A 26790-nucleotide genomic window follows, 5' to 3' on the forward strand; every position below is an offset into this window, starting at 1 on the left:
TGTCCAGAGGCAAAAGTTAAAAGAATTTTAACCCCTTGAACCGACTCCGTATTTTTTCGGGACAATCTGCTCCCGCTTCGGGAAAAGCGGGATTCATGAAGAAAAACAGTGAGCGGCACTTCAATTCCGGCGGTTTCGAGATGCCGCGTGGAACGGGTTTCAGCCTCCATCGAAGGCATCGAGAGCAGGGCCAAGCGCGCTGATCACGCCATTGCCGGCGGCGGGAAGACCGGTCAGCACCGCGCTGATGATATCCTCCCGGCTTGCGCCGTGCGCCTTGGCTTCCGTCACATGAAAAGCGATGCCGCTTTCCAGACGCAGGGCGGCCAGAATACCGATATAGATCAGGCTCTGCGTCTTCACATCGAGTGTGGAGGCCGCGCCCAGGCCCTGCACGGCCTGAAGCCATGCCGCCTTGTGAGCCGGGGCGTCGGTCATGAAGCGTTGAAACGAGGCGCTGGTTCTGGACATGTCCGTCATCTGAAGTTCCCATCTGATCCCGAGCCAACGTCGGCCCTTCGCACACAAAGATGCTGCGCAATGCGCGACGCCGCCTTGATGGAAATCAAGACGGCGTCGCGGCATGGATCAGAATGGTGGAGCTTCGGCGGACGATCAGCCCTTGAGGATACGCCCGACGATGTCGCTTACATCCGTCGACAGGTCCTTCGCCTCGGCAATGGTTAAAAGCGCGGCTTTCGCATGTTCGGCACGGCTTGCCTCCAGCGATCGCCAGGAGCGCATGGAGGTCAAAATGCGGGCGGCCAGCTGCGGATTGCGCTTGTCGATGGCGATGATCTGTTCCGCAAGGAAACGATAGGCCGCGCCATCGGCTCGGTGGAAGCCGGTGGGGTTGGAGAAGGCAAGCGTGCCGACCAGCGAGCGCACCCGGTTCGGATTGGTGGCGATGAAATGTTTCGATTTCATCAGCCCCTTGATACGCTCCAGCGCGCCTTCGCCCGGAATGGCTGCCTGCAACGAGAACCATTTGTCGAGAACGAGTGCATTGTCGGCAAAGCGTTTTTCGAAGGCGGCAAGCGCTTCCTTTGTTTCCGTGCTTTCCGGGAAACGCTGGGTCAGGACGCTGAGCGCATGGGCGAGATCGGTCATGTTGGTGGCGTCGGCAAAGGCCTTCGCCGCCCGCTCCGGTGTTCCCTCGGCAAAGGCGAGGAAGCTCAGGGCGCCATTGCGCAGCGAACGGCGTCCGGCGCTGTCGGCGTCGGGGCTGTAAGCCTCGCCATCGGCAGCACTATCGGCAAGCTGCCGCAGCGTTTCTAGGCCGGACGTGGCAATCGCCTTGATCGTGGCATTGCGCGCCTTGTGGATGGCATCGGGATCGGTGTTGCCGCCGAGTTCGCGGGCGATATCCGTTTCGCTCGGCAAGGCGAGCGCCTGCGCCCGGAATGCCGGCTCAAGCGCGTCGTTGCCGATGATTTCGATGAGCGTGGCGGAGAGAGCCGCATCCGTCTGTATTTCTTCGCCCTTGTGCACCGCCTTGGTGGCGGCAATCAGCGCCGGCAGGGCGAGATCGGTCAGCGCCTGGAAACGGGCGAACATGTCAGTCTCGTGCCGGGCGATCTGCACCAGATCGGCCGCATTCTGCTCGAAATCCAGATTGATCGGTGCCGCGAAGCTGCGGTTGATAGACAGCACCGGCCTCGACGAGATGCCGGTGAAGGAGAAGGTTTGGTTGCGTTCGTTCAGATGCAGCACGCCATTGCGATACTCGCCGCCTTCGACGGCTTGCGGTTCGGCGATCTGGCCATTGTCGAGGATCAGCGCCAGCGACAGCGGAATATGGCGCGGCTGCTTCACCGGCTGGCCGGGCGTCGGCGCCACGGTCTGTTCCAGCGTCAGTCTGAAGGTGGCATTGCCCGCATCATAAGCCGATGAGACGGAGACGAGCGGTGTGCCCGCTTCCGTGTACCAGAGCGAAAATTGCGAGAGGTCGCGGCCGCTCGCATCGGCGAAGCTCTTGACGAAATCCTCGACGGTTGCGGCTTCGCCGTCATGGCGCTCGAAATAGAGGTCCATGCCCTTCTTGAAATCATCAGCGCCGAGGATCGTGGCGATCATCCTCGTGACTTCGGCACCTTTTTCATAAACGGTCGTTGTGTAGAAATTGTTGATTTCGCGATAGGTATCCGGGCGCGGTGGGTGCGCCAGCGGGCCGGAATCCTCGGGAAACTGCTCCGATTTCAGGTGGCGCACATCGGCGATGCGCTTGACCGGCCGCGAGCGCATGTCGGCGGAAAATTCCTGATCGCGATAGACCGTCAGGCCTTCTTTCAGGCAGAGCTGGAACCAGTCGCGGCAGGTAATGCGGTTGCCCGTCCAGTTGTGGAAATATTCATGGGCGATGATACGCTCGATATTGGCGTAGTCAGCATCGGAGGCGGTTTCCGGGTCGGCCAGTACGAATTTGTCGTTGAAGACGTTGAGACCCTTGTTCTCCATCGCGCCCATGTTGAAATCGGACACGGCGACGATCATGAAGATATCGAGATCGTATTCGCGGCCGAAACGCTCTTCGTCCCATTTCATCGAACGTTTCAGCGCATCCATGGCGTAGGCCGCGCGCGGCTCTTTGCCGTGCTCGACATAAATCTTCAGCGCCACTTCGCGGCCGGACATGGTGGTGAAGGTATCTTCCACCACGCCGAGATCGCCGGCGACAAGCGCGAAGAGATAGCTGGGTTTCGGATGTGGATCGAACCAGGCTGCGAAGTGACGGCCTTCATCGTAATTGCCGCCGCCGAGGAAATTGCCGTTCGAGAGCAGCAGCGGATTGCCTTCCTTCGCCGCGATGATCGTCACCGTATAGGGCGCCAGAACATCCGGCCGGTCGGGGAAATAGGTGATACGGCGGAAACCTTCCGCCTCGCATTGCGTGCAATAAACGCCATTGGTGCGGTAAAGCCCCATCAGCTGCGTATTGATCTGCGGATTGATGTAATTGGTGACGCAGATCTCGAAGGGAGATTCGGCCGGCAAATCGCGGATGGTCAGGCTGTCGGGCGTCGCCTCATATTGGCCGGCGGGAAGCTCCACCTGGTCGAGCAGCAGGCCGGAGAGCTTCAGCTCGTCGCCATCAAGGACGAGCGGCGCCTGCCGCTCAGCGCCTTCGCGCCGGTGAAAGATCAAACGGGCTTCGACCTTGGTATTCTTGGGGTCGAGTTCGAAGGTGAGATCCACCCGCTCCAGAACGAAATCGGTGGGGCGGTAATCTGCCAGGTGAACGATCTGGCCCGTGTCTGTTCGCATGACTGTCCCTGAATAACTTGGCGTGGTCTTCCCGGCATCATGTCGCCATAAGTCCCGGATGTAAAATGGGTAGAGTATTCGTCACGTTCATGTGCGCGTCGGAGGACGTTCTGTCCCGCGATGGAAAGCTTTGCCGGCCATGCAGACAATCCTCCCGCCGCCGGACCCGTGGACCATGGCAGCAAATGTTGAACGATTGCTGAAATTATATTTTATTTTCTTCAAATTTTAGCACGCGTCGCTTTTCGTCTGCGATCGTTCCCTGAGCCCATGATAACGAACCCCAGCCAGATCAACGGAATTCATGAGTGAATAACATTTTTTGTTGTAAAGCCCCGGAAGAATGCTCTAGCCTTGGGACATCCACTTCCCCTGCGTCGTCCTCTCCCGCATGAAAATCTCCCGATGGCGTGTTTGCGCAGCCGATATGAGTAACTGCCAATGAACGCCGAACCGATGAATCCCTTTCGCGGGATTAGCATGAAGCTGATTTCGGTCGGCTTTTTTCTTGTCATGCAGACCTGCATCAAGGCCGCAGGTGACGTGCCGGCCGGCCAGATCACCTTCTTCCGTTCCGCCTTCGCCATCATCCCGATCGTCGTTTATCTCGCCTGGCTGCATGCGCTGGCGAGCGCGCTGCACACCAACAATCTCCTCGGCCATTTCAAGCGCGGTTTTCTGGGCATCCTCTCGATGGCCTGCGGTTTTTATGGGCTGACCATGCTGCCGCTGCCGGAATTCATCGCCATCGGTTATGCCTCGCCGCTTCTCGCCGTCGTTTTCGCCGCCTTCATCCTGCATGAAAAGGTGCGCATCTATCGCTGGAGTGCGGTGTTTGTCGGCATGATGGGCGTGCTGGTGATTCTGTGGCCGAAGATGACGCTTCTGAGTGAGGGCGGCTTTGCCGCGGGTGAGGGGCTGGGGGCCATTGCCGTGCTATGCGGCGCGGCGCTGGGCGGTCTGGCCATGATCCAGGTGCGGCAATTGGTGGAAACGGAAAAGACGCCGACCATCGTGCTCTATTTTTCGCTCACCGCCACTTTGTTATCGCTCATCAGCGTGCCCTTCGGCTGGAATTCGCTGAGCGTGACGCAGGCGATGCTCTTGATCACCAGCGGCATCTGCGGCGGCGTCGCGCAAATCTTCCTGACGGAGAGTTACCGCCATGCGGAAGTCTCCGTTATCGCGCCCTTCGAATACAGCTCCATCGTCTTCGGCATCGCGGTGTCCTACATTCTGTTTGGAGATATTCCGACGGTGACAATGCTGATCGGTACGGCGATCGTGATCCTCGCCGGTATCTTCATCATTTTCCGCGAACATCAGCTGGGATTGGCGAGACGGGCGGCGCGCAAGGCTTCGACGCCGCAGGGGTGAGGGATGTTTCCTCGGCCGCTATACGCTGGCCGTTTTGTGTGTCCGTCATTCCGGCCATGAGCCGGAATCCAGTCGACACGCGTCTGCGTGTTGGAAAGACTCCTTTCAGCCCAAGGACTTGGGCTGGCTGGATGCCGGATCGGGTCCGGCATGACGGAGGTCTATAATCGTGAAAACACGCAAAAGCAAAAGGCGCCTTCCCGAAGAAAGACGCCAGCGCGCAATCATATCTATGGGCCAGTGCTAGACTGGCCTGAGTGCTTCTCAGCGCTCGCGGAAATCCGCGAAGACTGCCGAGGGACGCGTCACGCGGACCTGCTGCATGGCAGCGCGTGCGGTCATCTGTTCGTTTGCGGCTGCGCCGAAACGATGGTAGCCCTGACTGGAGCGAGGGCCGAGGCCCGCCAGGCGGAGCGTTTCAAAGCCGGAATGTACCGGACGGAAGCGAGTGGTCATTGCCTTGGTTCCTTAAACCGAATTCCTCCCAAGACATGATCGCTATATCGCAGCGCAGCATGGATTCGGCAAGCCGGCCAAATGCGCCGCTGTTATGCGTAATGCGCATGGCTTTTTTCATAATTCATTTACATTGAGTAGGAATGAGGCAGTCAGCCTTGGGTGATCTTTGCCTGAAAAGCCAATAAATCCTGCCATGCCAATGACTTACTCGCTGGCGCGTTCAACAGTTCCTGTGGGTGCAGGCTTGCGAGAGCCGGCAAAACCAGGTGTCCGGCTGCGACATCACGCCACTGTCCACGCAGCGTATGGATGGTGCCGGTGCCGCCAAAGAAGAAACGTGCGGTGAAGTTGCCAAGAAGCAACAGGTGTTTCGGCTCGGCAAGCGCGATCTGTCGCTCGATGAAGGGGCGGCAGATATCCATCTCGGCCTGCGTCGGCGGGCGGTTGCCCGGCGGCCGCCAGGGCACGACATTGCCGAGCATGATGGTGCTGCGCTCAAGCCCGATGGCCGCCAGCATGCGGTCGAGCAAAAGCCCGGTCTTGCCGGCGAAGGGAAGGCCCTCGCGGTCGTCATCCGCGTCAGGCATCGGGCCGATGACCATGATGGCGGAGGCGGCATCACCTGCGGTGAAAATCGTATTGCGCGCGCTGTTCTTGAGGTTGCAGCCGCTGAAACCCTCAAGTGCGGTTTTCAGCTCGGCAAGCGATCTCGCGCTTTCCGCCGCAAAACGCGCCGCCGCCACGGCCTGCTCGTCGGGCATGGCGACATTCTGCTGAAGAGCGGGCGCGGCTGGCGCGCCACGCGCCGGGGCGCTGCGCGTTGCCGCCTGCCGCTGAGGTGCGTCGGCACGGCGATCCGCCGGCCTTTCAGTCTGGCGTGCCGATGTCACCGCATCCTGTGCCGGCGCGGATCGGGCAGGGCGGGCGGCGGCGAATTCAGCGAAACGGTCGACCGGGGTCTCTTCCAGCATCCAGTCCACGCCCGCATCCGCATGGAAATGCAGGAGGGCGGCGAGTTCGGCCGGGGAGAGGTCGTGAGCGGCGATCATGGGCGGAAATTACCCCATGTTCCCCGCCCGGGGAACCCGTAAATCACGCTGTCCAGCGCTGAATATCGCCGCTTTCGCCGATCATGGCGAGACCATGGGCAATCGAGAGCAGCTCGCCGCCGCTTTCGATGCGGTCGGCGTCGAAACGGCGGGTGAAAAGCTCGCGCACCGCCGGCACGAAGGAGGTGCCGCCGGTCAGGAACACCTTGTCGATCGCCTCGGGCGCAACCTTCGTCTTTTCCAGAACCTCGTCGAGCGCTTCTTCTATCTTGGCAAGGTCGTCAGCGATCCAGTTGTTGAAATCGCTGCGCTTCACCATCTTGCGGCCGGCCTTGCCGAGCGGTGAGAAGTTGAACTCCGCTTCTTCCGCAGAAGACAGCGCCATCTTGGTGGCGGAAATCGCCTGATAGAGCGGGTAGCCCTCGTCGTGGTCGACCAGATCGATGAAGAGTTCGAGTTTTTCCGGCTCCAGCGCCGAGCGCACCAGCGATTTCAGCGCGGTGAATTCCTTCGAGGTCTTGAAGATCGACAGCTGGTTCCAGCGGCCGAAATTCACGTAATAACCCGAGGGTACATCCAGCACCTTGTCGAAGCTTTTGAACTTGCTGCCCTTGCCGATCTCGGGCGAGACCAGATTGTCGATCATGCGGAAATCGAAATGGTCGCCTGCCACGCCGACGCCGGAATGGCCGATGGGGGTGGCGGAAAGCTTGCCGGCATGGGTTTCGAAACGGATCAGCGAATAGTCCGTGGTGCCGCCGCCGAAATCCGCCACCAGCACATTGGCGTCCTTCTTCAGGCTCTGGGCGAAATAATAGGCCGCCGCCACCGGCTCATAGACATAATGGATATCAGGGAAACCTGCCCGGGTGAGCGCCTCGTTGTAACGGGCAAGCGCCAGCGTCTCATCCGGATTGCTGCCGGCGAAACGCACCGGCCGGCCGGCGATGACGGTGGAAACGTCACCTGGCCATTCCTCACCCGCATAGGTCTTCAGCTTGCGCAGGAACACGTCCATCAGATCCTCGAAGCTCTGGCGCTTGGCGAAGATCAGCGTGCCCTGAAACAGCGGCGAGGCCGCAAATGTCTTGATCGACTGCAGGAAACGGCAGTCGCCGGCATTGTCGATGAACTGGCGGATGGCGGCATGGCCCGCTTCCACATGCAGGGCGGCCGCACCCAGGCCGGCATCCTTCATGAAGGAGAGCGCGGTGCGCATGCTGTCATCCGTGCCTGCGCTGCTGGTGAAGCGCATGGAACGGCTTTCGCCGCCGCCGTCGGAAAGAGCCATGACCGTGTTGGTCGTGCCGAAATCGAGGCCGAGAGCCCGCTTTTGCGTCATCGCCATATCCTTGTTGCCGATAGAAAAACCCGCCCGGCCTGAAAGGCGGCCCAGCGCGAAAATAAGGGATGCCTTTGGCACCCCGATGTCAGAGGAGGGCGGTTGATTGCACAGGGCCGACGGAATGGCAAGCACCCGCACCCGGGTTTATTGTGAAATTTGCATGAAGTAATCGCCATGGGTGGAAGGCCGCCCTGCCGCCCGCATTAAATATTTTTTCGCATAAAGCGAGTATAAGGCTGAAATATAGCGTTAAAGAGCAGATTTATTTTTGTATTTGTTGTGTTTGCAGACGGAGCCCCGATGTCCCGAAAGCCGGCCCGTTCCACCCTCGAAGACGTGTCGCCGGCGCGAAACGCCCGCGTTCGCGGCGATGCGGACAGCTTCAACCGCCATCTCATGGACCTGATGGAGGCGTCGCAGCAGGGTTATGCGCTTTTCGACGGCGGCGATGAACTGCGTTTCGCCAACACGGCATTCCGCACCGCGCTCGGCCTCGGCCCGGACGAGTTTCCGACATGGGTTGATCTCATGCGCAGCGGTTACCGCAACTCCGCCGGCACGGCCATCGAGACCTCCGATTTCGAACTGTGGCTACGCTCCGCGAGAACGAGGCGCGGCAAGCTGCCCTTCCGCACCATCGAGACCGGCCTCAATGACGGGCGCTGGATGCTGACGACCGAGACGACGCTGCCGGGTGGCTGGATGTTGTGCGTCGTCACCGATATTTCCGAACTCGGCGTTGAACTGCGCGATCTTCGCCAGGAGCGGGACAGGGCGTTGAAATCCGCCCTGAGCGACGAGCTGACCGGTCTCGGCAACCGCCGCTACGTCATGGATATTCTCAATCACCGGCTCGGCCCCAACAAGGCCGAGGCGCTTGCCGTCATCATCATTGATATAGACCACTTCAAGTCGGTGAACGACCGCTTTGGCCATGCCTGCGGCGATCTGGTTCTGAAAGACTTCGCCGCCCGGCTTTCCGCTGCGGTCGCCCGCGACGATCTGGTCGGGCGGATCGGCGGCGAGGAGTTCCTGCTCGTTTTCGGCGGTTCGCGCATGTTGAGCGCGGAGATCATCATGCAGAAACTGCTGTTGTCTTTGACCGCGGCATCGCCGCTGAGCGACGTGCCGGATTTCCGCTATAGCTGCTCGGCGGGCATTGCCTTTGCAAATCCAGGCGAGAGCGCGAGCGATGTCCTGCGCCGCGCCGACACCGCCCTCTACGAGGCCAAGAATACCGGCCGGAACCGTTACGTGATTTACGGAGCGGCCTCCTGACGGGATTCGTATCTATTCGGCCTTAGTTCGACTTCGCCGCGCCGCCATCCACTCTCAGCATCGTGCCGGTGATGTAGCTTGCCGGAACCGAGCAGAGGAAAGCGCCGGCGGCGGCGAATTCCTCCACCGTGCCGAGGCGGCCGGCCGGGATGCTCTTGACGGAGGCCTCTCGGATTTCCTCGACGCTCTTGCCGAGACGCTTGGCGTTGGCGCCGTCAAGCTCATCGATGCGGTCGGTATGGATACGGCCGGGCAGGAGCAGGTTGGAGGTGATGCCGAAGGAGGCTACTTCGCTGGACAGCGTCTTGCTCCAGCCGACCAGCGCGCCGCGCAGCGTGTTGGAAAGCGCAAGATTGGCGATCGGCTCAAACACGCCTGACGAGGCGACGGTGAGGATGCGGCCGAAACCCTGCTCTTTCATCTCAGGCAGAAGCGCATTGGTGAGCGTGATGACGCGCAGCACCATGGACTGGAAGAAGGTATCGAGCTTTTCGACCGTCATCTCCTGCGCAAGGCCCGGGGTCGGACCGCCGGTATTGTTGACGAGAATATCGATGCCGCCGAGCTTGTCCTTGACCGCCTGAACCATGGCGGCGACGAAATTGTCATCGGCAAGATCGCCCCAGACCCAGTCGGCCTTGCCCTTGCCGAGCGCATTGATCGCCTTGCAGTTTGCCTCCAGCTTATCGCCGCTTCTGCCGACGAGAAGGACATGCGCGCCTTCTTTCGCCAGCGCCGTCGCAATGCCCAGCCCAAGGCCACGAGAGGAGGCGAGAACGAGGGCGCGTTTGCCGGAAATGCCGAAATCCATGGGTTTTATCCTGTCTTGTGAGTGCGCTATGTGCTGTTTATAGAGCATTTCCAGGAAAAGTGGACCCCGGTTTTCCGTCCGGAAATGCGACAAAACAAAGAGTTAGAGCGTTTTCGCGATTCGAAGAATGGCGAAAATCCTCTATGAAGGTGGCGCCCGGTTTTGAAGGAAAAATACACGTCATGACAGAACAATCCCTGCTGAAATTCTCCATTGCCGTCACGGTTCTCCTGGCGCTCTTCGGTATCGGCGCGGGCCTGTTCTCCGGCTCCTTCGCGGTGGTTTTCGATGGTGTCTATGCGCTGACCGACGCTTTCATGACGGTGCTGGCGCTGCTGGTCGCGCGGCTGATCGCCGCCTCCGCAGCGCCAAGGCCGGGCGGCCGACTGGTGGAGCGTTTCACCATGGGTTTCTGGCACCTGGAGCCGATGGTGCTCGGCCTCAACGGCACGCTGTTGATGGGCGCAGCCATCTATGCGCTCATCAACGCCATCGACAGCCTGATGGATGGCGGCAGATTGATCGAGTTCGACTACGCCATCATCGTCACCTTCCTCAGCTTCGCCGTCTCGCTCGCCATGGCGTGGTTCGTCAAAAGGCAGAACCGCCGACTGAAATCCGCCTTCGTGGCGCTGGATGCCAAAAGCTGGTTGATGAGCGCGCTTTTGAGCATCGCGCTCTTTATCGCCTTCGCCGTGGGTTATGGGCTGACGGGAACATCGCAGGCATGGCTTTCGCCCTATATCGACCCGGCCGTGCTGGCGCTGGTCTGCCTTGTGATCATCCCCATGCCGCTCGGCAATGTGAAGCAGGCGCTGGCCGACATCCTTCTGGTGACCCCGCTGGAATTCAAGCAGCATGTGGACAGGGTGGCCGCCGAGACGGTGGAAAAATTCGGCTTCGCTTCGCACTATTCCTATGTCGCCCGCGTCGGCCGCGGCCGTCAGATCGAACTCTTCTTCATCGTGCCGAAGAACTGGCCGGCCCGGCGTCTGGAGGAATGGGATGCGATCCGCGACGAGATCGGCGAAGCGCTGGGCGGCGAGGGCAGTGACCGCTGGTTGACGATCGTGTTTACGACGGATGAGGAGTGGGCGGTTTGATGTTGGAGAGTGATCTTAGCTAATCGGCTTGTGGCCCGAAGCGGACATTGGTTTGCCGTCGTTAGGTTGCAACTCCGCGCTGGATAACGCTAAAAACACATAGACTATGGGTTGCGTTTGATTTACGGCTAACTCAAACGCGCGAAAAATGGTGCAACCACCGACCGCCCAATTTTCAATGTCTTTGGTTACGATCTTATGGACCAATTGGTTGCCGATATCAAGAATTGCAAGCAATGCCACCTGTCCATTCCGCCGCAGGCAAAGATCTGTACTCATTGCCAATCGTATCAGGACTGGCGAGGATTGTTCTCGATCTCGAACACCGTTCTTGCCTTGCTCACTGCACTCGTGTCTGTCCTGAGCATTGCCCTACCAAACCTATATGGTCTGTTGCATAGGCCGAAGTCCGATATGTCTGCCCCGATGATATCGATGGAGGGAACAACGGTGCGTTTGCTTGTCACCAATCGTGGGGATGCGGCTGGCGTTTTCGTACGAGCGGACGTTCATAGCGAATATCTCGCGGCCGCAACAAAGGTTCGACTTCGTGACGATCAACGCGCGGTTATCAGCCCTGGCACAAACCTCCTGATGTTCGACATTATTCCCCTGCTCACGCAGGAGGAATCCTATCGAAACTCAGTCGAAATGATCGAGGTTGTACTACAAAACAAGGAGGCTCCACCGACCGACATCTTCTTTCAGTTCAGCGACTCGGACGGCTATCCAATAGTCGCGCGATTGTCCTTAGACGCAGACAAGTTGTTTGAGCTTATGAGAGCGAATTCCGATCGATGCTCAGCTATCAAAGTCGCGGACTTTTATAATGGTTGCATCGGCCCCGGGGCTGCACCAGAGAGTGCTGCTTTTTTGGAGATGCTAAAGCACCCGGAGATCGAGGCAGAAAAAAAGAATGAGGAACCGACACCATCATCGAATACATCCTCTCCTCGCCCCCAAACTAGCCACTAGGGAGCTGTCCGCTTTCCGCCGATAAATTTCGCAGTTTTCGAGGATTTTGCTTTGGATTTTCTGGGTTTCATAGCCGCTATTCTCACCGTGGTTGCGGCACTTTTCGGGTTGATACCCCCTCTGCTTTCGAAAGCTCAAGCGGGAGGACAGTCAGATGAGTCTGTCTCCGGTTTTGTTAAGGCGTTGACTCCGATCGTTGTTATCGGCGGCATGCTGGGCATCTATTTTCTCTACATGTTCGGAATGACCGCGTTGCCGCGATACATGATGAGTCGACCCGAGAAAGAGATCGCCGAAATCAAGGGGGTGAGCGACGCGGATTGGAACTTAGTACGCAGCGCTGAGATGCTTACGTATTCTGGTGAGCGAGATGCGGCGCTAGTGCGGATCATCGACCATGCGATTGCCAACTCCGACTTTCCACTGGCTATTCTCGCTACGTCCAACCTTTCGTATAGCTCTCAGCGAGACGAACAACTGGTGCGGATCCAGGGAGCGATGCTTAGTGGACCGAAGCCAATTAAAGGCTTACCGTCTCCGCCAGCGACAGAATAGCTGACGTTATGGCTGAGATATGGCACGAGGCGGTTTTGGCTATCCCATCTCGTGAAAAGAGTGTCGTTGATGTCCGGTATTGGCGCAAACGGAAACGCCGCCATTGATGAAGCGAGCCGAATGGGCGTTTCAGCCGCGGTAAACGCGAGAGTGGCACAAATGCCGACTACCCTTGACGCCTACACTCCCAGCTTCTATTTTAAATCTTACGTGAACGTAAAAGTAATAATTCAATCATCAGGTTGTCTGACAATTGACTGGCGTGCGACATGTTTTGCCGCTATAGAAGCTCGACAAAGGCGTCCTGCTTTGCGAAGACAGACGCTGGTAAATGCGGTGTCGCGGATGGCTTTTTGTCCGGCGCAGGCGATGCGCCGACGATGCCGGTAAGCGGATATATAACAACAGCCGGATGGGACCGGCGATCTGAGAGGACGAGATGACGGAAGCGATGGAACTGCCCGAACGCGAAGCGATGGAATTCGACGTTGTGATCGTTGGCGCGGGTCCTGCGGGTCTTGCCGCCGCGATCCGCCTGAAGCAGGTGGAGCCCGAGCTCTCGGTCGTCGTTCTGGAAAAAGGCGCGGAAGTCGGTGCGCACATCCTCTCGGGCGCGGTGGTCGATCCCATCGGCATCGACCGTCTTCTGCCCGGCTGGCGCGAAGAGGAGGGGCATCCCTTCAAGACCGAGGTCAAGGACGACCAGTTCATGTTCCTGGGCCCGGCCGGCTCCATCCGCCTGCCGAATTTCATGATGCCGCCGCTCATGAACAATCACGGCAATTATATCGTCTCGCTTGGGCTGGTCTGTCGGTGGCTGGCGGAAAAGGCGGAGGCTCTCGGTGTCGAGATCTATCCGGGCTTTGCCGCAACGGAAGTGCTTTATAATGACGAAGGCGCCGTCATCGGTGTCGCCACCGGCGACATGGGCATCGAGAAGAACGGCGAGCCGGGTCCGAACTTCACCCGCGGCATGGAACTGCACGGCAAATATGTGCTTGTTGGAGAGGGCGTGCGTGGATCGCTCGCCAAGCAGCTGATTTCCAAATTCGACCTCTCGAAAGATCGCGAGCCGCAGAAATTCGGCATCGGCATCAAGGAGCTCTGGCAGGTCAAGCCGGAACACCACAAACAGGGCCTCGTGCAGCATTCCTTCGGTTGGCCGCTCGGTTTCAAGACCGGCGGCGGCTCGTTCCTGTATCATCTGGAGGACAATCTCGTTGCCGTCGGCTTCGTGGTGCACCTCAATTACAAGAACCCCTATCTTTATCCTTTCGAGGAATTCCAGCGTTTCAAGACACATCCGGCCATCCGCGACACCTTCGAGGGCGGCAAGCGCATTTCCTATGGTGCGCGCGCAATTACCGAAGGTGGCTACCAGTCGGTGCCGAAGCTCACCTTCCCGGGCGGCGCGCTGATCGGCTGTTCCGCCGGTTTCGTCAACGTGCCGCGCATCAAGGGCAGCCACAATGCGGTGCTGTCGGGCATGCTGGCTGCGGAGAAGATCGCCGTGGCGATTGCCGCCGGCCGCGCCCATGATGAGGTGGCCGAGATCGAGGCCGAATGGCGCGAAGGCGATATCGGCAAGGACCTGAAGCGGGTCCGCAACGTCAAGCCGCTGTGGTCGAAATTCGGCACGCTCGTCGGTGTCGGCCTTGGCGGTCTCGACATGTGGACGAACCAGCTGTTCGGCTTCTCCTTCTTCGGCACGCTGAAGCACGGCAAGACGGATGCGCAGAGCCTCGAGCCCGCTTCGAAGCACAAGCCGATCGCCTATCCGAAGCCTGATGGCGTCCTGACCTTCGACCGCCTGTCCTCGGTGTTCCTGTCCTCCACCAACCATGAGGAAGACCAGCCGGTCCACCTTCAGGTGAAGGACATGGAGCTGCAGAAGCGCTCCGAACACGACGTCTTTGCCGGCCCGTCCACGCGTTATTGTCCGGCCGGTGTTTATGAGTGGGTGGAGAAGGACGGCCAGGAGGTCTACGTCATCAACGCGCAGAACTGCGTGCACTGCAAGACCTGCGACATCAAGGACCCCAACCAGAACATCAACTGGGTGCCGCCGCAGGGTGGCGAAGGGCCGGTTTACGCCAATATGTGATGGTGGGTCCGAACCGTCTGGATCGTTGACGTCGTTTAGCGACGCCGTGGCGTTTGAACGCCGTCACCCCGGATTTGATTCGGGGGCCGGCGCGATCAAGTCTTTGATCGTAAAAGACTCTCCTCACGGCGCAGACGCGCCGTGACTGGATGCCGAATCTAGTCCGGCATGACGAAAGAGCAGCGTTGATGGCCCGTCCCCCGTCAGTATTTGTGGATTGCTCTTCGATTTCTTACATATAGGATGTTGGGGTGTTGCATGGTCGCGTGGCCCGTGGATTGTGGTTAAGCGATGCGGTAACGCCTTGAACGTGCATATGGTCCTAGGTGCCGTCGCAAGACGACAGGGAGTGAAAGAATGTCCGGCTTTCAAAGGCTGAATATCGTGCGGAAGACAGGGTGCGTTGCCGGTGTGGCGGCGCTTGCGATGATTGCCGTTTCTTTCAGCGGCGGCCCGCTGGTGGCCGCAAGCTGCCGTACCGATGCCATGGCCGGCATCGACTGGCGCGAATGCAACAAGCGTCTGCTGATGCTGGGCGGCAGCAATCTCGATTCGGCGATGCTCTACGGCACGGATTTCACCTATACGGATCTGCGCGGTTCTTCGCTGAAGGGCGCCAATCTCGAAAAGGCCAAGCTCATCCGTACCGCCCTTGGCGAGGCGAACCTTCAGGGCGCCAACCTGACCAAGGTGGAAGCTTATCGCAGCGATTTTTCCGCCGCCGACGCCACCAATGCCAAATTCGTCAATGCCGAAATGCAGCGGACCAAATTCGAAAACACCAAGCTGGACGGCACGGATTTCACCAAGGCTGAACTCGGCCGTGCTGATTTTGAGGGTGCGACGCTGAACGGCTCGAAATTCTCGCTCACCAACCTGTCACGCGCCCGCTTCGGCGGTGCGAAGCTTGGCGGTCCTGTCGATTTCACCAGCGCCTTCCTGCTCCTGACCCGGATTGAAGGGGTCGATCTTTCCACCGCCACCGGGCTCGACCAGAAACAGATCGATATTGCCTGCGGTGACGCCAAGACCAAATTACCGAACGGCCTCACCGCGCCGGCCTCCTGGCCGTGCCCGGAAGACCCGGACGACGATTGACAGGAATGGCCGCGCGGTTTTGCGCACGGCCCAAATACATCCGTAAGCGGAGAGAAGCGCCCGCGATGCGGACGCCTCGTTGCTGATCAGAAGCCCGAAAGCACGATCTTGCCCTTGGCCTTGTTGCTTTCGATCAGCGCGTGCGCCTTGATGAGATTTGCGGCAGTGATGGTGCCGAAAACCTCGGTCAGCGTCGTCTTGATCTTGCCGGCATCGACAAGCTCGGCCACGTGGTTGAGCAGCCGGTGCTGCTCGATCATGTCAGGCGTCTGGAAGACGGCGCGGGCGAACATCATTTCCCAATGGATCGATACGCATTTGCGCTTGAAGGCCATGACGTCGAAACCGCCGGCCGGATCGTCGATCAGCGCGAAACGGCCCTGCGGCGCGATGGTCGCCACACTGTCGGCGGCATGAATGTCGCTATGGGTGGTGGAAAAGACGAAGCCCGGCGCACCGAGCCCGAGCGCTTCCACCTGCGGCGCGATCGGCTTGCTGTGATCGATGACGTGATGCGCGCCGAGTTCTTTCACCCAGGCAATCGTTTCCGGCCGCGAAGCGGTGGCGATGACGGTGAGGTCGGTTAGCGCCCGCAGAAGCTGGACGGCGATGGAGCCGACGCCACCAGCGCCGCCGATGACCAGAACGGCGTTGGCTGCGCCCGGAACCGGTTCCTTCACCCGCAGCCGGTCGAACAGCGTCTCATAAGCGGTGATCGCGGTCAGCGGCAGGGCGGCCGCTTCCTCGAAATTCAATGATTTGGGCTTTGTTCCGACAATGCGCTCATCGACGAGATGGAATTCGCTGTTGGAGCCGGGGCGGTTGATGACACCGGCGTAGAATACCTCGTCGCCGGGCTTGAACAGCGAGACCTTGTCGCCGACGGTCTTCACCACGCCGGCAGCATCGAAGCCGAGCACGCGCGGTTCGCCGTTTTCCGGCGTCTGGTTGCGGCGCACCTTGGTGTCGACGGGGTTTACCGAAACGGCCTTCACTTCCACCAGAATGTCGTGCCCTTTCGCTTCCGGCTGGGGCAGGTCGATATCGACGAGGGCGTCTTTCGCCGTGATGGGCTGGCTGGTCCTGTAACCGATGGCGCGCATGAACAGTCTCCTTTGCTTGTTTGCGTGCCTCTTACTTGATACATATGAACGCTGATCGCAAGAATGCACATTTTGTGATGATACATACAAAAAGGATACTGTGATGTCGCGACCGCGCGCCAAGCTCACCGGCAACTTTCCCGGCTGCCCGGTGGAATCGGCCTTGAGTTTTCTCGACGGCAAATGGAAGGGCGTGATCCTTTATCACCTCATCAATGAAGGCACGCTGCGCTTCAACGAGCTGCGCCGCCATATTCCCAGCGTCACCCAGCGCATGCTGACCAAGCAGCTGCGGGAACTGGAGGAAGCGGGCCTGATTTCGCGCACCGTCTTCCCGGTGGTGCCGCCGCGGGTGGATTATGCGCTGACGCCGCTTGGCGAGACGATGCGGCCGGTCATCTCGGCGCTGAAAAGCTGGGGGGACGCCCATGTCGTCTGCAAGAACGGCGCGAAATACACCCAGCTTCCGCAGGCTGCGGAGAAGGCGGCCTGAGAGAAATCACAGGTAAAAGCACGTCCCGTGAGGGCCATTTTTCATGGTGCGATGCAACACGGATTTGCCCCGATTGATGCATAATGCTGCAAACTCGATTCGCAGCAGGGACATCAAAGCACATGAGCATGGGTTGGATGGAGGCCGGATTTCTCGGCCTTTTGCAAGGACTTACGGAGTTTCTTCCGATTTCTTCAAGCGCGCATCTGAGGATTGCCGGGGAGTTCCTGCCCTCCGGCGCGGATCCCGGGGCCGCCTTCACCGCAATTACCCAGATCGGCACGGAAATGGCGGTGCTGGTCTATTTCTGGTCCGATATCATGCGGATTGCAGCCGCCTGGCTGCGGCAGAACCTGCGCCTTGGCGAATATAACAAGGCTGATGCCCGGCTGGGCTGGCTGATCATCGTCGGTTCGGTGCCGATCGTGTTTCTGGGCCTGTTCTTCAAGGATGCCATCGAACATTCGCTGCGCAACCTCTATATCACCGCTGTGATGTTGATCGTCTTTGGCATCGTTCTCGGTCTTGCCGACAGGATCGGGGAGAAGCGTTACAAGCTCAACCAGCTGATCTGGCGCGATGGCATCCTGTTCGGTTTCGCGCAGGCCATGGCGCTCATCCCCGGTGTTTCGCGTTCGGGCGGCACCATCAGCGCCGGCCTGCTTCTGGGCTACACCCGCGAGGCGGCGGCGCGTTATTCCTTCCTGCTCGCCGTTCCCGCCGTCTTCGGCTCCGGCTTCTACCAGCTCTTCAAGAGCATCGGTGAGGACAATCCGGTCGGCTGGGGGCAGACCGGGCTTGCGACCCTCATCGCCTTCGTGGTCGGTTACGCCGTGATCGTGGTTTTCCTCAAGCTGGTCTCGACCAAGAGCTACATGCCCTTTGTCTGGTACCGCGTGGTCATCGGTTTCATCCTGCTCGCCCTACTGGGAACGGGCGTCATCAATGCCGGCGGCTGAGGGCAGGGCTTCTCGCTTTTTCCCATCGCAAATGAAAAGGCCCGCTCTTTCGAACGGGCCTTTTGTCTTTAGAGCAATGTGCCGCTGAGGATCGCCAGCGCCACCGAGAAGTAGATGATAAGGCCGGTGACATCCACCAGCGTGGCGACAAAGGGGGCAGAGGCGCTGGCGGGGTCGAGCCGCAGGCGCTGCAGGATGAAGGGCAGCATGGAACCGGCCAGCGAACCGAAGGTGACGATGCCGACAAGCGCCGCGAAAACGGTTGCACCGACCAGCAGCCAGTGTTCGCCGTAATCGTAGAAACCTGCCTGCTGCCAGACCGTCAGACGCAGGAAGCCGATGGCGCCCAGAATGCAGCCGAGCGTCAGGCCCGTCGGGATTTCGCGCAGCAGCACGCGCCACCAGTCCGAAAGCTTCAGTTCGCCGAGCGCCAGCGCCCGGATGATGAGCGAGGTGGCCTGCGAACCGGAGTTGCCGCCTGACGACATGATGAGCGGAATGAACAGCGTCAGCACCACGGCCTTTTCCAGTTCGCCCTCGAAATGCTGCATGGCGCTGGCCGTCAGCATTTCACCGAGGAACAGGGCTGCGAGCCAGCCGGCGCGCTTGCGGATCATGTCCGGAAAACCGATCGTCATATAGGGCTTGCCGAGCGCCTCCATACCACCGAATTTGTGGGCGTCTTCCGTGGTGTCGGCGATCATGGTGTCGATCACGTCGTCAACGGTGACGATGCCGAGGATATGCGAATGGTCATCGACAACGGGAAGGGCCAGAAGGTCGTGCTTGCGGATCAGCCGGGCGACATCCTCCTGCGACATCAGGGGGCTCGCATAGGCAATGCCCTCCTTCGAAGCGACGGAGAGGATGGAAGCGCCCGGTTCGCCGGTCAGCAGGCGACGCAGCGTCACCACCGTGGAGAGTGTCCCGTCCTGCGCCAGCACATAGATGGCATAGACCGTTTCACGCGACCGCTCGACGACGCGGATGTGCGAAAGGGTCTGTTCCACCGTCCAGCTGTCGGGCACGCTGACGAATTCCGTGGTCATGATGGAGCCGGCGGTGCGCGGCGGATAGCCCATCAGATGCTGGATGGAGAGCGCCGTGGTGCGGTCCAGCCGGGCAAACAGCTTGGCGCGGGGCTCTTCTTCCATTTCCGCCATGACGTCGGCGACGCGGTCGTCGGACATGAGGTTGACGAAACGGGCGGCCTGTTCGAGCGGAATGCCGGCAATGATGGCGGCTGCGTCATGCAGTTCCGGCCGGTCGAGAATGGCAACGGCCTTTGCCTGCGGCATGGCAAGCAGGGCAGCTACGGCTGCGTCGGTATCAAGCGTGTTGAGGTGCTCGACACGTTCTGCGATGGTGGTGGAACCGGCATTTCCGCTGCGGAGAAGACGTGCGGCCTTGCTGGCTCTCTGGGAGAGAGTGTGGAAGTTCATGATTGCTCACCTTTCCGTCGATTCGCCGATTACGGCGAACGCGGTGGTGAGCCGACAGAGGTCGGATCAGTTCCCGTTCGCCGCTTTCGGCAAAGGCAATCGACTACTACTGTCGCTAGACATCTAATGATGCTCCGTTGAAATCCGCACAGTTCCGGGTCACGGCCCGTGCGTAACGCCGTGTTGCGCCTGAAACGAAAAAGAGTCAAGCGGGCCTATTGTGAAATTTCCGTAAGGTTCCGGGCGGGTCCCGGAAAGGGCATTCAAGCGGTTAAAAAACCGGCATTCAGCCGGCTTTTGCGCGCCGCTCGACGGTGACGGAAACGAGGAAAACGCCAAGCCCGAGAAGGGAAAGAACCGCACCGACATAACCCGTCGAGGCGTAACCGAAACCCATGGCGATGACGAGGCCGCCAAGCCAGGCGCCAAGCGCGTTGGCGATGTTGAAGGCGGAATGGTTGGAGGCGGCAGCCAGCGTCTGCGCATCCTGCGCCACATCCATCAGCCGGGTCTGCACGGCCGGGCAGGCTGCGAAACCGCAGCCGATCAGGAAGACGCAGAGGCAGAGCATGAATGGATTGTCCGCCGTCATGCCAAACACGGTCATGACAAGCACGTTGAAGGCCAGCATGCCGCCAATCGTGCCGTTGAGCGAGATATCCGCCAGCCGCGAGCCGACGACATTGCCGACATTCATGCCGATGCCGAACAGCGCCAGCACCATGGAAACGGTGGAAACCGGCATCATCGCCACATCGGTGGTGGTCTTGGCGATATAGCTGAACACAGAGAACATGCCGCCGAAACCGACGGCGGCGATGGCAAGCGTCAGCCACACCTGCACGCGCCGGAAAGCGCCAAGTTCGCGCCACACGCTGGCGCCTTCCTCCACCCTGTCACGCGGCTGGAACAGCCAGAGAAGGGCGACCGTCAACAGCCCGATGCCGCCGACCAGCATGAAGGCCGCGCGCCAGGACAGAAGCTGGCCGAAGAAGGTGGCAAGCGGGGTGCCGAGCAGGGTGGCGATGGTGAGGCCGAGCATCACGCGGCCAACGGCGCGGGCGCGCTTGTGGATGGGCGCCATGGAGGCCGCCACCAGCGCCGCAACGCCGAAATAGGCGCCATGCGGCAGGCCGGTGATGAAGCGCAGGACGGTGAAGCTCAGGAAATCAGGTGCAAGGGCGCTCAGGATATTGCCGACCGCAAAAAGCCCCATCAGGCCGAGAAGCAGGGTACGACGCGTTATGCGCGCGGCAAGCACCGCAATGATCGGCGCGCCGATGACGACGCCGAGCGCATAGGCGGTGATGACGTAACCCGCCTGCGGAACGGTGACGCCATAGGTGGTGGCAACGTCAGGCAAAAGGCCCATGATGGCGAATTCACCGGTGCCGATGCCGAAGCCGCCGGCGGCAAGCGCCAGTTCGATAAGTGCGATGGCAAGCGGGGAGAGGGCCACGGCTGGCGCTGCCGTGTAAACGGTTTCATTCTCCGCGCCAGGGCGGGCTTCGGAAATATTCGACTGGCTCATCGTGACCTGAAAAACGGGAAGGGCCCACAGAAAAAAGGGCAAGACCGTATGGGAGCGGTCTGCCCTGACTGGAGATGCGCGGTCATGAAAATGACCTTAAGTGATCCCTAACATGAAATGATGCGTTGCGGTAGAGCGATTCTCGGCAAAAGAGCATCTTCACGCGATGGTGTTCGGAACTCTATATGACGACAGGCATTTACGCGCGGCTGCGTTACTGGATCGGGTTGGAAACATGAAGCTCATTGCAATTTTCAATCGCGACGGCGGCACTTTTCGTACCACTGACATGGAAGCCTATTGCGAACACGCCCGCGACGTTTTCACCCGTGCCGGCCACACGATCGATTGCCGTCTGGTCTCCGGAAAAGATATCGTCGAGGAAATGGAACGCGCCGCCGATGAACCGGGCATTGAAGCCATCATTGCCGGCGGCGGCGACGGCACGATTTCCGCAGCAGCGGCCATCGCCTGGAAGCACGGCATCGCGCTCGGCATCGTTCCGGCCGGCACCATGAACCTCTTCGCCCGCTCGCTGAAGCTGCCGCTCGATATTCGCCAGGCGCTGGAAACGCTGGCGAGTGGCGAGATTGCCAGTGTCGACATCGCCAGCGCCAATGGCCGCCTCTTCGTCCACCAGTTTTCCGCAGGTCTGCATTCGCGCATGGTGCGCTACCGCAACAATCTCGCTTTCGCCTCCCGTCTTGGCAAGATCAAGGCGAGCATCCGCGCCGCCATCAACGTCATCCTCAATCCGCCGGTGTTCGAGGTGCAATATACTGTCAATGGCAGGACGCAGCATCGCAAGGTTTCGGCCATTTCCGTCTCCAACAACGAGTTCGGCCAGAGCTCGCTGATGGTGGCGGATAATGTCTCGGGCGGCCATCTCGGCTTTTATCTTGCCGATCCGCTGCGTCCCTCCGGCGTTGCGAAACTCGCTTTCGACATTCTGCGCGGCAGGCTGAAGGAAAACGCCGCCGTCACCGCCATGACCGTGACGGATGTGGAACTGCATTTCCCCAAGAAGCGCCATGACCTGCGATGTGTCATCGATGGCGAGTTGCTGCCGATGGAGCGGGATGTGGCGCTGAAAGTTCATGCGGGCGAATTGAAGGTGCTGGTGGGGCGGGCGTTTTTCGCATAGTGCAACCGCCTGTGAATTGGGCGATTACCCTTGTTTCTTCTCCCCGAGGGGGAGAAGTCCGCGGCAGCGGGATGAGGGGGCGAGGTCTCCGAAGTCCGGCAACGATACCCCCTCATCCGACCCTTCGGGCCACCTTCTCCGCGGCGGGAAGAAGAAACTAGCGGCAACCGCTCGTTCCATTCGCTCCCCCTAAAAAACGCCAGCCTTGCCAAATCGAATCCGCCCGGCCATGTTCGGCGGGCGCGGTGGCGTGAGCGCCGTTGCCTTTATGGGAGTGCGATCTGTCATGAATGAAATCTCCAAGCCGCTGTCCAACCTCGCCGCCATCGATGCCGCCCATCACCTTCATCCCTTTTCCGATATGGGCAAGCTGAATGCCGCCGGCACCCGCATCATCGAGCGCGCGGAAGGGGTGTTCATCTATGACAGCACCGGCAAGAAATATCTCGACGCCTTTGCCGGCCTCTGGTGCGTGAATATTGGATATGGCCGCCGCGAGATCGCCGATGTCGTGCAGCGCCAGATGAACGAGCTGCCCTATTACAACGCGTTTTTCGGCACCACCACGCCGCCGGCGACACTTCTGGCGCAGAAAATCGCCTCCCGCGCCGGGCCTGACATGAACCATGTGTTCTTCACCAATTCCGGATCGGAAGCGACCGATACCTGGTTCCGCATGGCGCGGGTCTACTGGAAGGCGCTCGGCCATCCGACGAAGACGAAGGTGATTGCGAGGCGCAATGGCTATCACGGCTCGACGGTGGCCGGAGCCTCGCTCGGCGGCATGAAATGGATGCACGAGCAGGGTAACCTGCCGATCGAGGGTATCGCCCATATCGGCCAGCCCTATTGGTACGCCGAGGGTGGCGATCTTTCACCTGCCGAATTCGGCCTGAAGGTCGCCCGGGAACTCGAAGCGAAGATCGACGAGCTCGGTGAGGAAAACGTTGCCGCTTTTGTGGCCGAACCCATTCAGGGCGCCGGCGGCGTCATCGTGCCGCCGGAAACCTATTGGCCGGAAATCGCCCGCATCTGCAAGGCGCGCAACATCCTGCTCGTATCCGATGAGGTGATCTGCGGTTTCGGCCGTCTCGGCTCCTGGTTCGGCTATCAGCATTTCGGTGTGGAGCCGGATTTCGCGCCCGTCGCCAAGGGCCTGTCATCAGGTTATCTGCCGATAGGCGGCGTCATCGTCTCGGATCGGGTGGCGGACGTGATGTTGTCTGAGGTCGGTGACTTCAATCATGGTTTCACCTATTCCGGCCACCCCGTCTGCGCCGCCGCAGCGCTTGAAAATCTCCGCATCATCGAGACCGAAGGGCTGGTGGAGCGGGTGCGCGACGATATCGGCCCGTATTTTTCGCAAGGCTGGAAAAGCCTTGAGGACCACGAACTGGTGGGCGAGGCTGTCAATGTCGGCCTGATGGGCGGCCTGCAGATAACGGCCGACAAGGCGACACGCAAACGTTTTGCGAAGCCCGACGATATCGGAACCGCGGTGCGCAACCATTGCCTGGCAAACGGCCTCGTCATGCGCGCCACGGGAGACCGCATGCTGGCCTCGCCGGCGCTGACAATCAGCCGTTCGGAAGTGGATGAGATCATCGAGACGCTGCGCAAGGGGCTCGACCACCTGCGTGATACGATAAGGGAGGAGTAATTACATGGCAGGACAGGAACATCATTACGCCGTTCAGGTGAAATGGACGGGCAATCGCGGCAAGGGGACGTCCGGCTACCGCGACTATGAACGCGACTATACGATTTCCACCTCGGGAAAAGCCGATATCGCCGGCTCCTCCGACCCTGCCTTCCGCGGCGATGCCTCCCGTTGGAACCCGGAAGACCTGCTCGTCGCCTCACTCTCGGCCTGCCACAAGCTCTGGTACCTGCATTTCTGCTCCGTCAACGGCATCATCGTCGAAGACTATGTCGACAATGCCGAAGGCACGCTGTTGATGGAAAAGGACGGCGCCGGACAATTCAGCGAGGTGGTGCTGAAGCCGGTGATCACCATTTCGAAGGGGGATCCCACGAGAGCCGACGAATTGCACCATGACGCGCATGAGAAATGTTTTATCGCCAGATCGGTGAATTTCCCCGTGCGTGTGGAGGGGACGGTGAAGGTGGTTTAAAGGCACACGTCGCCTTCATTCAGTCTGTGTGGGCAGACTGTTAAAGCATCCCTCACACTCGACGTCATCCTCGGGCTTGCCCCGAGGATCCATTGCCGCGTGTGATGGTGGATCTTCGGGTCAAGCCCGAGGATGACGACGGAGAGGTTTCCAGGCCTTCGTCACTGCCCGCTAGACGTCGTCCTTGCCCGAGCCATCTCGGATTTCATCAAGATTGCCTTCCCAGCCAATCCCCCGCAGTTCCTCAAGCGCACGTCTCTGCCAGTGTACCCGGACGAATTCTCTCAGAGCCCGTCCAACCGTCGCCTCGACGGTGGACAATCCGGTGATTTCCATGGCCTCGGCCATCAAGTCGTCATCAAGGTCGATAGTCACACGCATCGCACGGCCTCAAGGTGTATGAACAGACATCACCACCTTGAGGGCGAAGATGTGCGATCTTACTGAAACGCCGTCTCGTAAAAGCTTCGAAGCTTGCGCGAATGCAGCGTTTCCGTCGGCATTGCCGCAAGCTTCTGCACAGCGCGAATGCCGATCTGCAGATGCTGGGCGACCTGTGTGCGGTAAAACTCCGTCGCCATGCCCGGTAGTTTCAATTCCCCATGCAGCGGCTTGTCGGAGACGCAGAGCAGGGTGCCGTAGGGCACGCGGAAGCGGAAACCGTTCGCCGCGATGGTGGCCGATTCCATGTCGAGCGCGATGGCGCGCGATTGCGACAGGCGCTTGACGGGGCCGGCCTGATCGCGAAGCTCCCAGTTGCGGTTGTCGATCGTGGCGACGGTGCCGGTGCGCATGATGCGCTTCAGCTCGAAGCCCTCGTAACCGGTGACTTCCGCGACTGCCCCTTCCAGCGCCAGCTGCACTTCGGCAAGCGCGGGGATCGGCACCCAGACCGGCAGGTCGTCGTCAAGCACATGGTCCTCGCGCACATAGGCATGCGCCAGAACATAATCGCCAAGCCGCTGGCTGTTGCGCAGGCCGGCGCAATGGCCGACCATCAGCCAGGCATGCGGGCGCAGCACGGCGATATGGTCAGTGATCGTCTTGGCATTGGAGGGACCGACGCCGATATTGACGAGCGTGATGCCGGCATGGCCCTTCTTCTTCAGGTGATAGGCGGGCATCTGCGGCAGGCGGCCGAGAACGGCGTCCGTTTCCGGCTTGTCGGAGCCGGCAGGGGTGATGATGTTGCCCGGCTCCACGAAGGCTGTGTAGCCTTCGCCGCCATTCTTCATCATCTGCCGCGCCCATGCGGCGAATTCATCGATATAGAACTGGTAGTTGGTGAACAGCACGAAGTTCTGGAAGTGGCTGGCGCTGGTTGCCGTATAATGGCTGAGGCGGGCCAGCGAATAATCGATGCGCTGTGCGGTAAAGGGTGCGAGCGGCGCGGGTTCGCCGGGCACCTGATCATATTCGCCATTGGCGATGAGATCGTCGGTATTGTTGAGATCGGGCGTATCGAAAAGATCGCGCAACGGCACGTCGGAGAGCGAGGATGCCGCCGCCGCTTCGACATAAGCGCCTTCGCCGAAGGCGAAATGCAGCGGAATGGGCGTGGCCGATTCAGCAACCGTCACCGGAACGCCGTGGTTCTTCATCAGAAGCCCCAGCTGCTCTTTCAGGTAATGGCGGAAAAGCTCCGGCCGGGTGATCGTCGTCGTATAGACGCCGGGGGCGGTGACATGGCCGTAGGAGAGACGCGAATCGACATGGCCGAAGGTGGCGGTCTCCAGGCTGACCTGCGGGTAGCAGGCGCGGTAACGGCCGGTGATCGGCGCGCCCTTGGCAAGGTCGGTGAAGGAGTTGATGAGGAACGCCGTATTGCGTTCGTAAAGCGCGGTCAAAGCCGCCACAGCTTCTTTCGGGTCCGTGAATGTCTGCGGCGCGAAAGGCTCGGGGCTGATGAAGGTGAAGGGCGGAATCGTTCGTTTTGCTATTGTCATGGCTCATTATAAGAGGCCAAATTCGACAGGCAAGCGACAGAAATACGAAGAAACTGAAAAGAAACGGAAAAAGCGGCTGGAGCAATATTGGGGCGGCGGAAACTCAGCCGAGCGCGCCGCGCTGAAGGCTCATCAGGAGCACGAAACCGGCGCCCTTGGAGGCGGGGCGGGGATCGGCCTTGTAAACCGCAAGTCCGGCCACCGGACCAAGAAAGATCGAGGCCATGAGCACCAGTCTCAGTGCGGAAAACAGGCCGTTGGAAAAACTAGTCGTCATCGGCCGGTCCTCAAAGTACGACGGGGCAATTGGCGGCGGGCGAGGGGCTGTGCTGGCAGGCAATTGCCGCACCGGCATTCACACGCTGGAAACTGCGGTTCGGATTAACGACGAGCGAGGCGAAGGACATGGCGAAGATCGCCATGAGAAACGCGAAGATTGCCAGTCGGCTGATCAGCTTTGCCATGTCCATTCCCCTTTATTGGAGTTGATGGACAGAGTTTTGCCACACTCGGACTGAACGGACCCTGAGACCCCGGTTCATATGGTGTTCAGGGATGTTAACGGGTGGTGACATGGTGGATCGGCGCGGCAATGGCGCTGGGCATCTCGCGGACCACC

26 protein-coding genes are annotated in these 26790 nt (G+C 60.0%); 12 read left to right on the forward strand and 14 right to left on the reverse strand.

Going from position 1 to position 26790, the window contains the following annotated elements:
* Window positions 1-159: 159 nt before the first annotated feature.
* Window positions 160-480 (reverse strand): carboxymuconolactone decarboxylase family protein, encoded by a 321-nt coding sequence (locus V6R85_RS01035; RefSeq protein WP_003509790.1) that lies wholly within the window; start codon window positions 478-480, stop codon window positions 160-162.
* Window positions 481-615: 135 nt separating this feature from the next.
* A complete protein-coding gene (gene pepN / locus V6R85_RS01040; protein WP_336376937.1) occupies window positions 616-3264 on the reverse strand; it encodes an aminopeptidase N in 2649 nt (882 codons plus the stop codon).
* A 441-nt stretch (window positions 3265-3705) separates the two neighbouring features.
* Between pepN and V6R85_RS01045 the strand changes: the two genes are divergently transcribed.
* Window positions 3706-4641, forward strand: coding sequence for a DMT family transporter (locus tag V6R85_RS01045; protein WP_020809591.1), 936 nt, complete (start codon window positions 3706-3708; stop codon window positions 4639-4641).
* Window positions 4642-4905: 264 nt separating this feature from the next.
* On the opposite strand, the gene V6R85_RS01050 is transcribed toward V6R85_RS01045, so the two are convergent.
* From V6R85_RS01050 to V6R85_RS01060, 3 genes are all read right to left on the reverse strand, one after another.
* A complete protein-coding gene (locus V6R85_RS01050) occupies window positions 4906-5097 on the reverse strand; it encodes a hypothetical protein (RefSeq protein WP_003509784.1) in 192 nt (63 codons plus the stop codon).
* 152 nt (window positions 5098-5249) lie between these two features.
* The gene (locus V6R85_RS01055; RefSeq protein ID WP_065694918.1) at window positions 5250-6149 is read right to left on the reverse strand and encodes a uracil-DNA glycosylase; all 900 of its coding nucleotides are present in this window, start codon (window positions 6147-6149) and stop codon (window positions 5250-5252) included.
* Between the two features lie 43 nt (window positions 6150-6192).
* Window positions 6193-7491 (reverse strand): Hsp70 family protein, encoded by a 1299-nt coding sequence (locus tag V6R85_RS01060; RefSeq protein ID WP_035213543.1) that lies wholly within the window; start codon window positions 7489-7491, stop codon window positions 6193-6195.
* A 303-nt stretch (window positions 7492-7794) separates the two neighbouring features.
* Between V6R85_RS01060 and V6R85_RS01065 the strand changes: the two genes are divergently transcribed.
* Window positions 7795-8772 (forward strand): GGDEF domain-containing protein, encoded by a 978-nt coding sequence (locus tag V6R85_RS01065; protein ID WP_162695512.1) that lies wholly within the window; start codon window positions 7795-7797, stop codon window positions 8770-8772.
* Window positions 8773-8794: 22 nt separating this feature from the next.
* Here the strand turns inward: V6R85_RS01065 and V6R85_RS01070 are convergent, their stop codons facing one another.
* Complete coding sequence (locus V6R85_RS01070) at window positions 8795-9583, reverse strand: SDR family oxidoreductase (RefSeq protein WP_111834255.1); 789 nt, start codon at window positions 9581-9583, stop codon at window positions 8795-8797.
* Between the two features lie 182 nt (window positions 9584-9765).
* Here V6R85_RS01070 and V6R85_RS01075 point away from each other — a divergent pair, with 182 nt between their 5' ends.
* Entirely contained in the window at window positions 9766-10686 is a 921-nt protein-coding gene (locus V6R85_RS01075; protein WP_111834256.1) for a cation diffusion facilitator family transporter, read from the forward strand.
* A 15-nt stretch (window positions 10687-10701) separates the two neighbouring features.
* On the opposite strand, the gene V6R85_RS01080 is transcribed toward V6R85_RS01075, so the two are convergent.
* Window positions 10702-10965 carry a hypothetical protein gene (locus V6R85_RS01080; RefSeq protein ID WP_162695510.1) on the reverse strand — a complete coding sequence of 88 codons (264 nt, stop codon included), beginning with the start codon at window positions 10963-10965 and terminating at the stop codon, window positions 10702-10704.
* A gap of 135 nt (window positions 10966-11100) precedes the next feature.
* Between V6R85_RS01080 and V6R85_RS01085 the strand changes: the two genes are divergently transcribed.
* The 4 genes from V6R85_RS01085 to V6R85_RS01100 all read left to right on the forward strand — a co-directional run bounded on the left by V6R85_RS01085 (window position 11101) and on the right by V6R85_RS01100 (window position 15418).
* Complete coding sequence (locus tag V6R85_RS01085; RefSeq protein WP_336376938.1) at window positions 11101-11661, forward strand: hypothetical protein; 561 nt, start codon at window positions 11101-11103, stop codon at window positions 11659-11661.
* A 51-nt stretch (window positions 11662-11712) separates the two neighbouring features.
* A complete protein-coding gene (locus tag V6R85_RS01090; RefSeq protein WP_111834257.1) occupies window positions 11713-12216 on the forward strand; it encodes a hypothetical protein in 504 nt (167 codons plus the stop codon).
* Window positions 12217-12655: 439 nt separating this feature from the next.
* Window positions 12656-14320 (forward strand): electron transfer flavoprotein-ubiquinone oxidoreductase, encoded by a 1665-nt coding sequence (locus tag V6R85_RS01095; RefSeq protein WP_111834258.1) that lies wholly within the window; start codon window positions 12656-12658, stop codon window positions 14318-14320.
* Between the two features lie 357 nt (window positions 14321-14677).
* Window positions 14678-15418 carry a pentapeptide repeat-containing protein gene (locus V6R85_RS01100; RefSeq protein ID WP_020809597.1) on the forward strand — a complete coding sequence of 247 codons (741 nt, stop codon included), beginning with the start codon at window positions 14678-14680 and terminating at the stop codon, window positions 15416-15418.
* Window positions 15419-15504: 86 nt separating this feature from the next.
* Here the strand turns inward: V6R85_RS01100 and V6R85_RS01105 are convergent, their stop codons facing one another.
* Complete coding sequence (locus V6R85_RS01105; protein WP_111834259.1) at window positions 15505-16521, reverse strand: zinc-binding alcohol dehydrogenase family protein; 1017 nt, start codon at window positions 16519-16521, stop codon at window positions 15505-15507.
* 103 nt (window positions 16522-16624) lie between these two features.
* Here V6R85_RS01105 and V6R85_RS01110 point away from each other — a divergent pair, with 103 nt between their 5' ends.
* Both V6R85_RS01110 and V6R85_RS01115 read left to right on the forward strand, forming a co-directional pair.
* On the forward strand, window positions 16625-17014 hold the full coding sequence (locus tag V6R85_RS01110) for a winged helix-turn-helix transcriptional regulator (protein ID WP_111792160.1): 390 nt from the start codon (window positions 16625-16627) through the stop codon (window positions 17012-17014).
* 122 nt (window positions 17015-17136) lie between these two features.
* The gene (locus tag V6R85_RS01115; RefSeq protein ID WP_003509996.1) at window positions 17137-17973 is read left to right on the forward strand and encodes an undecaprenyl-diphosphate phosphatase; all 837 of its coding nucleotides are present in this window, start codon (window positions 17137-17139) and stop codon (window positions 17971-17973) included.
* 68 nt (window positions 17974-18041) lie between these two features.
* Here the strand turns inward: V6R85_RS01115 and mgtE are convergent, their stop codons facing one another.
* Both mgtE and V6R85_RS01125 read right to left on the reverse strand, forming a co-directional pair.
* Window positions 18042-19415, reverse strand: a complete 1374-nt coding sequence (gene mgtE, locus V6R85_RS01120; protein ID WP_020809600.1) for a magnesium transporter — start codon at window positions 19413-19415, stop codon at window positions 18042-18044.
* Between the two features lie 286 nt (window positions 19416-19701).
* The gene (locus V6R85_RS01125; protein WP_080866556.1) at window positions 19702-20946 is read right to left on the reverse strand and encodes an MFS transporter; all 1245 of its coding nucleotides are present in this window, start codon (window positions 20944-20946) and stop codon (window positions 19702-19704) included.
* Between the two features lie 235 nt (window positions 20947-21181).
* On the opposite strand from V6R85_RS01125, the gene V6R85_RS01130 reads away from it, so the two are divergent.
* The 3 genes from V6R85_RS01130 to V6R85_RS01140 all read left to right on the forward strand — a co-directional run bounded on the left by V6R85_RS01130 (window position 21182) and on the right by V6R85_RS01140 (window position 24225).
* Complete coding sequence (locus V6R85_RS01130) at window positions 21182-22090, forward strand: diacylglycerol/lipid kinase family protein (RefSeq protein ID WP_003509989.1); 909 nt, start codon at window positions 21182-21184, stop codon at window positions 22088-22090.
* Window positions 22091-22376: 286 nt separating this feature from the next.
* On the forward strand, window positions 22377-23750 hold the full coding sequence (locus V6R85_RS01135) for an aspartate aminotransferase family protein (protein WP_162686144.1): 1374 nt from the start codon (window positions 22377-22379) through the stop codon (window positions 23748-23750).
* A gap of 4 nt (window positions 23751-23754) precedes the next feature.
* Window positions 23755-24225, forward strand: coding sequence for an OsmC family protein (locus V6R85_RS01140; RefSeq protein WP_003509984.1), 471 nt, complete (start codon window positions 23755-23757; stop codon window positions 24223-24225).
* A gap of 171 nt (window positions 24226-24396) precedes the next feature.
* Here V6R85_RS01140 and V6R85_RS01145 read toward each other — a convergent pair whose 3' ends face one another.
* The 4 genes from V6R85_RS01145 to V6R85_RS01160 form a co-directional block, all read right to left on the reverse strand.
* A complete protein-coding gene (locus tag V6R85_RS01145; protein WP_003509983.1) occupies window positions 24397-24606 on the reverse strand; it encodes a type II toxin-antitoxin system VapB family antitoxin in 210 nt (69 codons plus the stop codon).
* A 59-nt stretch (window positions 24607-24665) separates the two neighbouring features.
* On the reverse strand, window positions 24666-26171 hold the full coding sequence (amn, locus tag V6R85_RS01150; RefSeq protein WP_003509981.1) for an AMP nucleosidase: 1506 nt from the start codon (window positions 26169-26171) through the stop codon (window positions 24666-24668).
* Window positions 26172-26274: 103 nt separating this feature from the next.
* Entirely contained in the window at window positions 26275-26448 is a 174-nt protein-coding gene (locus V6R85_RS01155; protein ID WP_003509979.1) for a hypothetical protein, read from the reverse strand.
* Between the two features lie 10 nt (window positions 26449-26458).
* Window positions 26459-26641 (reverse strand): hypothetical protein, encoded by a 183-nt coding sequence (locus V6R85_RS01160; protein ID WP_020809511.1) that lies wholly within the window; start codon window positions 26639-26641, stop codon window positions 26459-26461.
* Between the last annotated feature and the right edge of the window lie 149 nt (window positions 26642-26790).

It is taken from the genome of Agrobacterium sp. CCNWLW32 (assembly GCF_037083425.1).
Classification (GTDB): Bacteria; Pseudomonadota; Alphaproteobacteria; order Rhizobiales; family Rhizobiaceae; genus Agrobacterium; species Agrobacterium radiobacter.